The following is a 13,203-nucleotide window of genomic DNA, read 5'->3' on the forward strand; positions in this document are numbered from 1 at the left end:
CGTGGTCGTGCGGGCCCACAGCTCACGCACCCCGCACCGGGAAGCTTCGCGCGTAGACTCCCCCTTCCCAAAGGCCGGGAAGCGGTCCAGGATTGTCCCCCCGCGACTCGTGTCGCCAGGGGCCGCGTCAGCGGGGCGGGCACGGCCCGATGTGGAAGGCTCTGCCGGAACACGTCTCCGGAAGCGCAGTCCGGACCCCGTCCACCTGCGTGCGCCGTGCCGGACGGTGCACACCGGGCAGGCAGCTCGCCGCCGCTCCCTGCACGGCCCCTTCACCCCCGCGCCACGTGTCAGTACTTCTACGAGGAGCATCTGTCATGGAATTCGGACTCGTCCTGCAGACCGACCCGCCCGCCTCGGCCGTCGTCGGACTCATGCGCCGCGCGGAACGGAACGGCTTCCGCTACGGCTGGACCTTCGACTCGGCGGTGCTCTGGCAGGAGCCCTTCGTCATCTACAGCCGGATCCTGGAACACACCGACCGGCTGGTCGTCGGGCCGATGGTGACCAACCCCGGCACCCGCACCTGGGAGGTCACCGCCTCCACGTTCGCCACGCTCAACGAGATGTACGGCAACCGCACCGTCTGCGGCATCGGGCGGGGCGACTCCGCGATGCGGGTGGCCGGCAGGAAGCCCAACACACTGGCCAGGCTGGGCGAGGCCATCGACGTGATCCGGGACCTCGCCGAGGGGCGAGAGGCCACCGTGGACGGACAGCCGGTCCAGATCCCCTGGGTGAAGGACGGCAGGCTGCCCGTCTGGATGGGCGCGTACGGCCCCAAGGCCCTCGCGCTGGCGGGGGAGAAGGCGGACGGCTTCATCCTCCAGCTGGCCGACCCCTTCCTCACCGAGTGGATGGTCAAAGCGGTCCGCGACGCGGCTGCCGCGGCCGGCCGCGACCCGGATTCCGTCACCATCTGCGTGGCCGCGCCCGCCTACGTGAGCGAGGACCTGGACCACGCGCGCGAGCAGTGCCGCTGGTTCGGGGGCATGGTCGGCAACCATGTGGCCGACCTCGTCTCCCGCTACGGCGAGCACTCCGGCCTGGTGCCCGAGGCGCTCACGGAGTACATCGCAGGGCGCTCCGGATACGACTACAGCCATCACGGCCGCGCCGGAAACCCGGACACGGCCTTCGTCCCCGACGACATCGTGGACCGGTTCTGCTTGCTGGGCCCCGCCGACGCCCACATCGAGAAGCTGCAGGTCCTGCGCGATCTGGGCGTCGACCAGTTCGCCGTGTACAACATGCACGACGCGCGGGAGGCGACCATCGACGCCTACGGCTCGACGATCATCCCGGCACTCTCCGTCTGACCCCTTCCGCGCCTTTGGCAGGAGGTCCGGGCACCACACGCCCACGCCCCGCACGGCACCTCTCCCGAGCGAAGGGTCCCACCGGCATGACCGCTACCATCCCGCCCGTCCCACCGTCCGCCCCCGGGGAGCCGATACCGCCGGGCCGGATCGAGCTCGCCCCCGGAGCCGTTCCCGACGACTCACGCTTCGTCAACGGCGACCTCCTGCCCGTCCCGTTGGAGCGCCGTACCTGGACGACGTACAACTTCGCGGCTCTGTGGATCGGGATGGCCCACAACATCCCGTCCTGGCTGCTCGCCTCCGGGCTCGTCGCGCTCGGCATGGACTGGAAGCAGGCCGTCCTCACGATCGCGCTGGCCAACCTGATCGTGCTCGCCCCGATGCTGCTGACCGGACACGCCGGCCCCAAGTACGGCATCCCCTTCCCCGTCCTGGCCCGTGCCTCCTTCGGGCTGCGCGGCGCCAACCTGCCGGCGCTGATCCGGGCGGCGGTCGCCTGCGCCTGGTTCGGGATCCAGACGTGGATCGGCGGCGTCGGGATCTTCACCCTGCTGGGCAAGATCTTCGGAGGCTGGGCGAAGGCCGGCGAGATCGGCGGGCAGCCCTGGACGCTGTGGCTCTGCTTCGTGCTCTTCTGGGCGCTGGAACTCGCCATCATCTACCGGGGGATGGACACCCTGCGTCGCTTCGAGAACTGGGCGGCTCCCTTCGTCCTGGTCGGCGCGGTCGCCCTGCTGGTCTGGGTCGCGGTCGAGGCGGGCGGTTTCGGCCCGCTGCTGGACCAGCCCTCCGCCCTCGGCTGGGGCGCCGACTTCTGGCCGGTCTTCTTCCCGTCGCTGATGGGCATGATCGCGTTCTGGTCCACGCTCTCGCTGAACATCCCCGACTTCACCCGCTTCGGTGCCGGCCAACGCGCCCAGATCCGGGGGCAGTCGTTCGGTCTGCCGACCACGATGACGTTCTTCGCACTGCTCTCCGTCTTTGTGACCTCCGGCTCGCAGGCCGTGTACGGGGACGCCATCTGGGATCCGGTCCAGCTCGTCGCGGAGACGGACAACGTCTTCGGCCTGCTCTTCGGGCTGATCACCGTGCTCGTCGCGACCATCTCCGTGAACATCGCGGCAAACGTGGTCTCACCGGCGTACGACCTGGCCAATCTGGCACCGAAGTTCATCAACTTCCGTACCGGCGCGCTGATCACCGGCGTGGTCGGCGTCCTGATCATGCCGTGGAAGCTCACCGAGACGCCCGAGCTGTACATCTTCACCTGGCTGGGACTGGTCGGCGGGCTCCTGGGTACGGTGGCCGGCATCCTGATCGCCGACTACTGGATCATCCGCCGCACCGTGCTCGACCTTCCGGACCTCTATCTGCCGGGGGGCCGCTACTGGTACACCAACGGCTGGAACTGGCGCGCCGTGGCCGCATTCGTGGCCGGAGGCGTCCTCGCGGTGGGCGGTTCCCATTCGGCCCCGGGCAAGGGGCCGTTCCCGGCCGACGGGCTGATCCCCTTCCTCGAACCGCTCGCCGACTACGGCTGGGCGGTCGGGCTGGCCTCCTCGCTGGTGCTGTACACCGCGCTGAGCCGGGGTTTCAGGACTGCGAAGGGGCCCGGCCGAGCAGGGCGCTGACGTCCACCGTCTCGTCCGCGGGCGGCGTGGCCGTCGGCACCGGCTCGTCGAAGCCGGAGAAGTCCACGGCCGCGTCCGCCCCGTCGCCCCGGACGGTGATCCGCACCGGGTGGTGCGCGCCCCCGGTCTCGACGTACGCCGTCAGCTCCTGGCCGTGCAGGGTCCTGGTCACAGGGACGGTCCGGACGCCGTCGACCGTCGTCACGTCCCCCTTGGTGAGCGTCCCGGTGGCCGTGTCGGCGTTGTCGGAGACCAGTTCGCGGAAGGTGTCCAGATCGCATGCCTCCACGACGGGCCGCAGCCTGGAGTCCGAGGCCTCGCCCCTCATGTACCGCCCGGCGAGGACCGCATCGAAGGCCGAGCCGCCGACCGGGACCTGGTTCTCCCAGAAGTCGGCGTCAGGCTTCAGCCAGACCGAGTTGCCGCGTTTGACGATCTCGACCATGCCCTTGCCCTTGCCCAGGTCGACGTCGCCCGCGCAGTTGCCGCTGCGGTCCAGGCTGAGCTCGACGGTCATCGGAGGCCGGCTCTCCCCGAGGTCGCCCCTCACCCGCAGATGCAGGGACCGGGCGTCCAGCAGGGCGTCCCGGAAGCGGTCGGCGATCTGCTCGGCCGGCAGCGATGCGAAGTCGTCGTCCGCCCGGGCCACCGTGCCACCCGCGACGGCGAGTACGACCGCTGCCGCACAGGCGGCAGCACGTGCGGCGATGCGCTGTCCTGTCACGGCGCCTCCTCGGAAACGTCCCTGGTCAGGGGCCTTGCCAGCGGAATTCACCCCTTCCAGCGAGCGTACGCCCGCGCGCGGTTCGGTGCGCGGTGGCCGGGTGCACGGAGGGTGAGGTTCGGCGCTGTTTTCGGCTACGGAACGTGGGGGAGAGCAGCCCTGAAGATCGCCGGAATCCGACCGGAACCAAAGGGGAGACCATGAAGAAGCTGCTCGGGGGGAACACCGTCCGCGTGCTGGTGCGAGGCGCTGCCGTCGCCGGTGCCGCCCTCGCGCTGGCCGCGACGGCCGTCGCGCCCGCCGCCGCCACGACACCGGCCGCCATCCCGCCCGGACTGTCCTGCGACACCGGGAAGCACGCGATCGACGACTACACCGGCTACGCGCTCTGCAGGAACAACGGCTCGACCACGCAGACCTTCTGGGTCCACCTGGTCTGCGGCTGGTCCCCCGACGTGGACGGCGAGCACGTCACGCTCGGGCCCGGCCAGTCCGGGCAGTCGACCGCCCACTGCGCCGGACTCGGTTCGGGCATCGGCGAGATCCACGTACGGCCGTAGTACCCCGGCCCGTGGCGCCCGTCTCCCGGGGCACGTGCGGGAGGAGACGGGCGCCCGTCAGCGTGCGGCGTGCTTGAGCGGGGACCCCCGCCTCGTTACTCTCCAGTAGACCCGCTCGGGCGTCCCCGGGCGGACCCCGGGGACCGGTGCTCCGGCGGACGCGAGGAGGCGGTGGCGATGTCCTCAGCAGACCCCACGGAGCGGACCGGACCGATCAGGCCGCCGGAGCCGTCCGTACAGCCGGGACTCATGGACAGCGCACGGGAGCTGGCCGAGGGCCGGACGACCTCGTACGCGCTGGTCGCCGGGGCCCTCGCGCGGATCGAGGCGAGCCGTCGCACCCTCAACGCCTTCCGCCAGCTGCGGACCGAGGACGCGCTCGCCGAGGCGGCCGACGCCGACCGGCGGCTGGCGGCGGGGGAGCGGCTGCCGTTGCTCGGGGTCCCGGTCGCCGTCAAGGACGACACCGACGTCGCCGGTATGCCCACCTACTTCGGCTGCGACGGCGCGCTGCCTCCGGCCGCCGCGGACAGCGAGGCGGTCCGCAGGCTCCGGGCCGCCGGAGCCGTCGTCGTCGGCAAGACCAACTCCTGCGAGCTCGGGCAGTGGGCGTTCACCGAGGGGCCCGCCTTCGGTGTCACCCGCAATCCCTGGAGCACCGCGCACACACCCGGTGGTTCGTCCGGTGGCTCGGCGGCGGCCGTCGCCGCCGGACTCGTCCCCGCGGCCCTCGGCTCGGACGGTGCGGGCTCCATCCGCATCCCCGCCGCCTGGACCCACCTCGTCGGCATCAAGCCGCAGCGCGGCCGGATCTCGGTCCACCCCCACAGCGACGCCTTCCAGGGCCTCACCGTCAACGGGCCCCTCGCCCGCACCGTCGCGGACGCGGCCCTCCTCCTGGACGCCGCGGCCGGACCGCACCCCCGTGATCCGCACCGCCCGCCCGCCGTCGACGCGTCGGCCGCGGCCCGCCGCGACCCGGGCAGGCTCCGCATCGGGCTCTCTCTGCGGCCTCCGCTCACCCTCACCCGCAACGCGCCCCACCCGGAGGTCCTGCGGGCCGTCACCGCGCTCGCCGAAGTCCTGGCCCGGCTCGGCCACCACGTCGAGGAGGCCCGTCCCCGCTACGGCCTGATCGGCCTCTCCTTCGTCCCCCGCGCCACCGCCGGTATCGCCGAGCTCGCCGCGCTCCACCCCGAACCGGGACTCCTGGACCCCCGCACCCGCAGCGCCCTGCGGACCGGTACCCGCCTCGGCGGTCGCGTCGTACGCGCCGCACGCGCGCGGGAGGTGCGCCAGCACGCCAGGATCGGCGCCTTCTTCGACACCACGGCACGCGGAGGACCCGGGTACGACGTGCTGCTCACCCCGACCACGGCCGCACCGCCACCGGAGATCGGGGCGTTCGACCGGCTCAGCGCCTGGCGCACCGACCTGGCGATGACCTCGGCCTGCCCCTACGCCTGGCCCTGGAACGTCCTCGGCTGGCCCGGCGTCAACGTTCCGGCGGGCTTCACCCGCGACGGCCTGCCCCTCGGCGCCCAGTTGCTCGGCCCTTCCCGCAGCGAGGCCCGGCTCATCTCCCTCGCCGCGCAGTTGGAGGACGACCGGCGCTGGTACGAGCACCGGCCGCCCGCCCCGGATACGCCAGGGGTCTGACCAACGAGGAGATCGCCGTCCACATGGTGGTCATCCCTTTCACGGCCAGGACCCACATCAGCCGGCCCATGACCGAGCTGGGCCCACGCGACCGCGCCCAGCTCGGTCGTCTTCGCCTACGGGTCCGGGCTGGTCGAAGCGCCACGCACCCGAGCACCCGCCGCCCCGCCGGGCAGGAGTGACCGGTTCCGCCGGAATGGGCGCGGGCCACTGTGGAGAGGGGGACGGTCAGGAGATATCTTGATGTCAAGCAATGTTGCAGACGTGGAGCGGAGCACCCGGTGACTGACTCGACCATCATCTATACGCACACCGACGAGGCCCCTGCCCTGGCGACGTACTCGTTCCTGCCGGTCATCGAGGCGTACGCCTCGACCGCGGGTGTCACGGTCGAGCGCCGTGACATCTCCCTGGCGGGACGGATCATCGCCGGCTTCCCGGAGCGTCTCAAGGCCGATCAGCGTATCGATGACGCGCTCGCCGAGCTCGGTGAGCTGGCCAAGACTCCCGGCGCGAACATCATCAAGCTGCCCAACATCTCGGCCTCGATCCCGCAGCTGAAGGCCGCGATCGCCGAGCTCCAGGGGCAGGGCTACGCGCTTCCCGACTACCCGGACGACCCGCGGACCGACGAGGACAAGGACGTCCGCGCCCGGTACGACAAGGTCAAGGGCAGCGCGGTGAACCCCGTCCTGCGTGAGGGCAACTCCGACCGCCGCGCCCCCGCGTCGGTCAAGAACTACGCCAAGGCGCACCCGCACCGCATGGGCGCCTGGACCGCCGACTCGAAGACGAACGTCGCCACCATGGGCGTCGACGACTTCCGCTCGACGGAGAAGTCCGTCGTCATCGGCGAGGCCGGTTCGCTGCGCATCGAGCTCGCGGGCGACGACGGCACCACCACCGTCCTGCGCGAGTCCGTCCCGGTCCTCGCCGGCGAGGTCGTGGACGCCGCCGTCATGCGCGTCGCCGCCCTGCGCGAGTTCTTCACCGCGCAGGTCGCGCGCGCCAAGGCCGAGGACATCCTGTTCTCCGTGCACCTGAAGGCCACGATGATGAAGGTCTCCGACCCGATCATCTTCGGCCACGTGGTCCGCGCGTTCTTCCCGAACACCTTCGCCAAGTACGGCGACGTGCTCGCCGCGGCCGGCCTGACCCCGAACGACGGTCTCGGCGGCATCCTCAAGGGCCTCGACTCCGTGGACGCGGGCGCCGAGATCAAGGCGTCCTTCGAAGCCGAGCTCGCCGAGGGCCCGGCCCTGGCCATGGTCGACTCCGACAAGGGCATCACCAACCTGCACGTGCCGAGCGACGTCATCGTCGACGCCTCCATGCCGGCCATGATCCGTACGTCCGGCCACATGTGGGGCCCGGACGGCAACGAGGCCGACACCCTCGCGGTCCTGCCCGACAGCAGCTATGCGGGCGTCTACCAGGCCGTCCTCGACGACTGCCGCGCCAACGGCGCCTTCGACCCGTCGACCATGGGCTCCGTACCCAACGTCGGTCTGATGGCGCAGAAGGCCGAGGAGTACGGCAGCCACGACAAGACCTTCGAGATCCCCACCACCGGTACGGTGCGGGTCCTCGACGGCAAGGGCGACGTCGTACTGGAGCAGGCCGTCGGCGCCGGCGACATCTTCCGGATGTGCCAGACCAAGGACCTGCCCATCCAGGACTGGGTCAAGCTCGCCGTCACCCGCGCCCGCGCGACCGGCAACCCGGCCGTGTTCTGGCTCGACGAGGGCCGTGCGCACGACGCCAACCTCATCGCCAAGGTCACCACCTACCTGGCCGAGCACGACACCGAGGGCCTGGACATCTCCGTCCGCACCCCGGAGGAGGCGACCGCGTTCTCCCTGGAGCGCATCCGCCGCGGCGAGGACACCATCTCGGTCACCGGCAACGTGCTGCGTGACTACCTCACCGACCTGTTCCCCATCCTCGAGCTGGGCACCAGCGCGAAGATGCTCTCCGTCGTCCCGCTCATGAACGGCGGCGGTCTGTTCGAGACGGGCGCCGGCGGCTCCGCCCCGAAGCACGTCCAGCAGCTGGTCAAGGAGGACTACCTGCGCTGGGACAGCCTGGGTGAGTTCCTCGCCCTCGCGGTCAGCTTCGAGCACCTGGCCACGACCACGGACAACGCGCGCGCCAAGGTGCTCGCCGACACCCTGGACAAGGCCACGGGCACCTTCCTCAACGAGGACAAGTCCCCGAGCCGCAAGCTCGGCGGCATCGACAACCGCGGCAGCCACTTCTACCTGGCGCTCTACTGGGCCCAGGAGCTGGCGCAGCAGACCGTGGACGCCGCGCTCGCCGAGGCGTTCGGACCGCTCGCCAAGACGCTGTCCGACCAGGAGCAGACCATCGTCGACGAGCTCGTCGCCGCTCAGGGCAAGCCCGCCGACATCGGCGGCTACTACCAGCCCGACCCGGCGAAGGCGGAGGCCGTCATGCGTCCGTCGGCCACCTTCAACAAGGCCATCGCGACCCTGGGCTGATTCGCGCACCGCATCGCACGTACGACCGCCCCGGCAGGCACCCCACCGCCGGGGCGGTCGTGCGTGGTCCGGGGGCCTTCCCCGCCTTCACCGACCGGCTGCGTGCGACGCACCGCGACCTCCGCACGCGGGCGGGGGGCCGTCGCCCCCGACACCGCCGGCGGGCCCGGCCGGGGCGTGGTCGCGCTCCGTACGGCCTGCGGCCTGCTCGTATCCTCGGCGCATGATGCCAGGCACCACCGGCAGCGAACCGGACCACGTCACGCTCCGCCAGATCCTCGCCCACGACGAGGACGGCGTCCTGCGCCTGTTGCTCGCTCCCGCCGGGCAGGACGTGACGGTCCACGGCGTGGTCATCGGTGACGAGGCAACGGCCCGCCCCCACGAAGGGCGGATCGTGCTGGCCGCCGGACCCGCCGCGGACCCGGCCGCCGCCACCGCCGCCGTGCGGGAAGCCGCCCGCCGGGGTGCGGCCGCCGTTGTGCTGAGGGAGCCGGAGGGGGCGCCCGTGCCGGCGGAGGCGCTGGACGCCGCCGAGGAGTGCGGGATCGTACTGCTCGCCCGCGCGGAGTGGGCCGACTGGGGCGACACCCTCGCACTGCTGCGGTCCGCGACGGCCTTCGCGTCGGCCGGCCGGGGCGGCCTCGTGGCCGACGACGCCGGCGGGCTCGTGGCTCTCGCCACCGCCACCGCCCACTCCTGCCGGGGATCGATCACGGTGGAGGACACCCAGTTCCGGGTCCTCGCCCACTCCGCGACCGGCCCCGGTGCGGACGGGGTGCGCAGATCCACGATCCTGAGCGGCCGGGTCCCCGACCGGCGCGTCGCCGAGCTGCGCCGCAGCGGGCTCCTGCGCGCGCTGTGGACCTCCCAGGACGTCATCCACCGGGCCGCCGACGGGGACAGCCCCGAACGCCTGGTCGTCGCCGTGCGCAGCGGCGGCGAGATGCTGGGATCACTCTGGGCGGCGGCCGACGGCCGGCGCCTCTCGCCCGACGCGGCACAGGTGCTGCGCCGCGCCGCCGCTCTCGCCGTGCCCCATCTGCTGCGCCACCGCATGCGCGAGAGCGGCACCCTGCGGCGCGAGGCGCACGCCCTGCGCGGCCTGCTGCACCGAAACGGTGACCGGCGCGCGCACCTGTGGTCGCTCGGGCTGCCGCCCGACGCCCCCTGCGCGGTCGTCGCCGCCGTACGCGGCGAGGCGGAGGGGCCGGGGGCCGACCGTGCACTGGAGGCCCTGGCGATCCAGGCCACCGCCTCCCGGTCCACCGCCCGGGCCCTGCGGGAGGAGGGCCAGGTCGCCGTGCTGCTCCCCGTGACCGACGACGGCGGTGACCCCCGTGAGGCCATGGCCCTGGCCCGGGAACTCGACACGCTGGCCGCCGGCATCCCGGACGCCGCACGCGTCCGGATCGGCGTGGGTCAGGCCGTGCGTTCGGGGCTGGAGGCGTCCCTGTCGTACGAGAAGGCCCTGCTGGTCGTCCGCGCGCTGCGCGAACGGGAGGCCCGGGGACGCGACCCCCAGCCCGTACGGCACGCAGGGCCCGGTGACGTGGGGCCGACGATCGACGCCCTGCGCATGCTCGACGCGGTCCGCCCCGTGTGGGAGTCCGGCGCCGGTCCCGTGCACGAGCTGATCCGCGCGGACCTGGCGGCGGGCGGAGACCTGGTGCGCTCCCTCGCGGCCTTTCTTGAGACCTCCGGGGACGTCCCTCGGGCGGCCCGGCGGCTGGTGCTGCACCCGAACACCCTCCGGTACCGGCTGCGGCGGGTCCGCGAGCGCTTCGGCATCGACCTCGACGACCCCGACACCCGGCTGGTCATGGCCCTGGCGGTGCGTCTGACCCAAGTGGTCCGAGAGGACCCGGGCCCAAGCGGTGATCAGAGCTGAGCGGACCCGGGCCGGATCGGTCTGAGCGGATTCGGGGCGGTATTCGTCCGTCCGGCCAAAAATCCGGTGCTGCTTCGTCCTGGTCGACGAAGACGGGCGAGGGACGCGGGGAGCAGCCTTGCCCTGTCCCGCCACGCCGTTCCGCATGCGTGGCACAGCCCCACCGGAAAGTCCCTCCGTGACCTCAGTCAGCGACGTCTCCCCGAAGCCGCCCACGATCCCGGCCGCCCCCGCCCCCGCCCCCGCCCACCGTGTCTCCGCCGTGCTGCGCAGGGCCGTCGCCACCGGACTCGTCTCGGAGGAGCAGCCCGTCGCCGGATTCCTGGACCCCGAGGGGATCCGGGCCTCGGTCGAGAGCCTCCACGCCGCCTTCGCCCACGCCCCCGACGTGCTCCACACCTTCGCCGTCAAGGCGGCCTCCCTGATCCCCGTGCTCCGGCTGCTCGCCGGGCTCGGCATGGGCTGCGAGGTGGCGAGCCCGGGGGAGCTGCGCCTCGCGCTCGACGCCGGCGTCGAGCCCTCGCGGATCGTCCTCGACTCGCCCGCCAAGACACGGCAGGAGATCCGCGAGGCCCTCGCCCTCGGTGTGGCCGTCAACGCCGACAACCTCGACGAGCTGCGCCGCATCGACGCACTCCGCCCCCCGGGCAGCGCCTCGGTCGTCGGACTGCGCGTCAACCCCCAGGTCGGCGGCGGCTCCATCGGAGCGATGAGCACCGCCACCGCGACCTCGAAGTTCGGGGTGGCACTGCGTGATCCCGGCGCCCGCGAGCGCGTCGTGCGCGCCTTCACCGAACGGCCGTGGCTGACCCGGCTCCACGCGCACGTCGGCTCCCAGGGGTGTCCGCTGGAACTCATCGCGGAGGGCGTGGCGGAGGCGTACCGGCTGGCCGAGGAGATCAACCGGAGGCTGGGCACCCGGCAGATCACGAGCCTCGACATCGGCGGCGGACTGCCCGTCAACTTCGACGACGACGGGACCCGCCCGACCTTCGCCGACCACACCCGCGCCCTGAGCGCTGCCGTCCCGGACCTCTTCGACGGCCGCTACGCGCTCGTCACCGAGTTCGGCCGCTCGCTGCTCGCCAAGAACGGGTTCGTCGCCGCACGCGTGGAGTACGTCAAGGAGGCCGGCGGCCGGCGCATCGCCGTCACCCACGCGGGAGCGCAGACCGCCACGCGCACCGTCCTGATGCCCGAGGCGTGGCCGCTGCGGGTGGGCGCCTTCGACAGCGACGGCATCCCCCGGACCGGCTCCCCGCTGCGCCAGGACATCGCCGGTCCCTGCTGTTTCGCCGGTGACGTCGTCGCCCACGGCCGGGATCTCCCGGAGCTGGAGGAGGGCGACCTCGTAGCCCTGTACGACACCGGCGCCTACTACTTCTCGACGCACTGGGCGTACAACAGCCTGCCCCGTCCCGCCGTCCACGGCTTCACAGTCGAACAGGACGGCAGCGTACGGCTGACCACGGTCCGTGCTGCGCAGACGCTCGACGAGATCGCGGCGGAGAGCGGCCTCGCCCACGCCGACGCGCTGGTCCCCCCGGGCGCTGCAGCCGGTTCCTGAGGGGAACCGGACGATCCGGCGACGTAGGCGCAACCGTGGCAGTACGCCACGGGGACCCGGCACGTCGTCGTGGCGGGGGACGTCGTCCTGCGCGGCGGCCAGGAGACGGCCGGCGCGCGCCCCGGCCGTCTCCTGCGGGGTGTGCCAGTCGGGAGCTGACGGGACCGGCCTCCTCCCCGGCCCGCGGAGAAGGCCGGCCGCCGGGTGCGCCGCTACGGCACCCGCGCCGTCCACTCCTCGGTGGCGAACTTCGTCCGCACCAGCTCCTTGGCCCGGGCCATCTCCCGCTCAGTGACCTCGCCGACGGTGAGCCCGTAGCGGTCGCGGAAGGAGGCGATCATGTTCTCGATGACCTGCTCGCGGACGAGGCCCGTCTGGCGGCGGAGCGGGTCGACGCGCTTCTTGGCGCTCCCGGTGCCCTTGTCGGACATCTTCTCCTTGCCGATGCGCAGGACCTCGAGCATCTTGTCCGCGTCGATGTCGTACGACATCGTCACGTGATGCAGGACGGCTCCCGGCGTACCGTCGGGGCCGGTGATCCGCTTCTGGGCGGCGCCCGCGATCTTTCCGGCGTCGGTGGCGATGTCGTTGAGGGGCTGGTACCAGGCCTTGATGCCCATGTCACCGAGCGCGCCCAGGACCCAGTCGTCGAGGTAGGCGTAGCTGTCGGCGAAGGAGAGGCCCGAGACCAGCGACTCCGGCACGGACAGGGAGTAGGTGATCGTGCTCATGGGCTCCACGAACATGGCGCCACCCCCGGAGACACGACGGACCACGGTCATGCCGTGCTTCGCCACCGCCACCGGGTCCACCTCGTTCCGCAGGGACTGGAAGCTGCCGATGACCACAGCCGGCGAGGCCCATTCCCAGACCCTCAGCGTGGGGGCCCGCCGCCCGGCGGCCACCTCTGCGGTGAGGACCTCGTCCAGTGCCATGTGCAGGGCAGGGGCCTGCGGCTCCATGTGCACCAACTGCCAGGCGTAGTCGCTCCATTCGGTTGCACGGGCGAGCGCTCGCCGGACAGCGGTGCCTACGCCCTGCGCGGTCAGTCCGAGCATGACGGCCGACTCGGGCAGGGCTGCCGTGATCCGGGCCGCCAGGCCTGCCGTGTCCGTCGAGGAAGGGGCGCCCTCCAGAGCTCTGTTGATCGAGAGGATCGCCTCGTCGGGTTCCAGGAAGAAGTCCCCGGCGACCGCCACGTCGTGCAGGACACCTCCATCGACCTCCAGATCGACGACGACCAGCTTGCCGCCGGGCACCTTGTACTCGCCATGCACGGATTCGTTCCTCTCCACGGTTCGGTGCGGGGTACTGAAGCTGTCGCACCGTCACGAGCGGCTGTGTGGGC

General features: G+C 72.3%; 9 protein-coding genes and 1 pseudogene. 8 read left to right on the plus strand and 2 right to left on the minus strand.

Going from position 1 to position 13,203, the window contains the following annotated elements:
* Positions 1–317 precede the first annotated feature (317 nt).
* Complete coding sequence (locus B9S57_RS05765; protein WP_103514430.1) at positions 318–1,319, plus strand: TIGR03842 family LLM class F420-dependent oxidoreductase; 1,002 nt, start codon at positions 318–320, stop codon at positions 1,317–1,319.
* Positions 1,320–1,405: 86 nt separating this feature from the next.
* Positions 1,406–2,953, plus strand: coding sequence for an NCS1 family nucleobase:cation symporter-1 (locus tag B9S57_RS05770; protein ID WP_103514431.1), 1,548 nt, complete (start codon positions 1,406–1,408; stop codon positions 2,951–2,953).
* Here the strand turns inward: B9S57_RS05770 and B9S57_RS05775 are convergent.
* On the minus strand, positions 2,916–3,677 hold the full coding sequence (locus B9S57_RS05775) for a hypothetical protein (protein ID WP_103514432.1): 762 nt from the start codon (positions 3,675–3,677) through the stop codon (positions 2,916–2,918). The genes B9S57_RS05770 and B9S57_RS05775 overlap by 38 nt on opposite strands.
* A 200-nt stretch (positions 3,678–3,877) precedes the next feature.
* Between B9S57_RS05775 and B9S57_RS05780 the strand changes: the two genes are divergently transcribed.
* The 6 genes and pseudogenes from B9S57_RS05780 to B9S57_RS05805 all read left to right on the plus strand — a co-directional run bounded on the left by B9S57_RS05780 (position 3,878) and on the right by B9S57_RS05805 (position 11,855).
* Entirely contained in the window at positions 3,878–4,237 is a 360-nt protein-coding gene (locus B9S57_RS05780) for a hypothetical protein (RefSeq protein ID WP_103514433.1), read from the plus strand.
* 177 nt (positions 4,238–4,414) lie between these two features.
* Positions 4,415–5,896: an amidase gene (locus B9S57_RS05785; RefSeq protein WP_103514434.1), complete on the plus strand. Its 1,482-nt coding sequence runs from the start codon at positions 4,415–4,417 to the stop codon at positions 5,894–5,896.
* Positions 5,884–6,043: pseudogene (locus B9S57_RS35205) on the plus strand (LuxR C-terminal-related transcriptional regulator); the annotation flags it as partial. The gene B9S57_RS05785 and the pseudogene B9S57_RS35205, both read left to right, overlap by 13 nt.
* Before the next feature lie 134 nt (positions 6,044–6,177).
* Positions 6,178–8,397, plus strand: coding sequence for an NADP-dependent isocitrate dehydrogenase (locus B9S57_RS05795; protein WP_103514435.1), 2,220 nt, complete (start codon positions 6,178–6,180; stop codon positions 8,395–8,397).
* A 223-nt stretch (positions 8,398–8,620) separates the two neighbouring features.
* Positions 8,621–10,288, plus strand: a complete 1,668-nt coding sequence (locus B9S57_RS05800) for a CdaR family transcriptional regulator (protein ID WP_103514436.1) — start codon at positions 8,621–8,623, stop codon at positions 10,286–10,288.
* Positions 10,289–10,433: 145 nt separating this feature from the next.
* Positions 10,434–11,855, plus strand: coding sequence for a diaminopimelate decarboxylase (locus B9S57_RS05805; protein WP_103514437.1), 1,422 nt, complete (start codon positions 10,434–10,436; stop codon positions 11,853–11,855).
* 212 nt (positions 11,856–12,067) lie between these two features.
* On the opposite strand, the gene B9S57_RS05810 is transcribed toward B9S57_RS05805, so the two are convergent.
* Positions 12,068–13,132, minus strand: coding sequence for a biotin/lipoate A/B protein ligase family protein (locus tag B9S57_RS05810; protein WP_103514438.1), 1,065 nt, complete (start codon positions 13,130–13,132; stop codon positions 12,068–12,070).
* Positions 13,133–13,203 lie beyond the last annotated feature (71 nt).

It is taken from the genome of Streptomyces sp. SM10, from assembly GCF_002910915.1.
Taxonomy (GTDB): Bacteria; Actinomycetota; Actinomycetes; order Streptomycetales; family Streptomycetaceae; genus Streptomyces.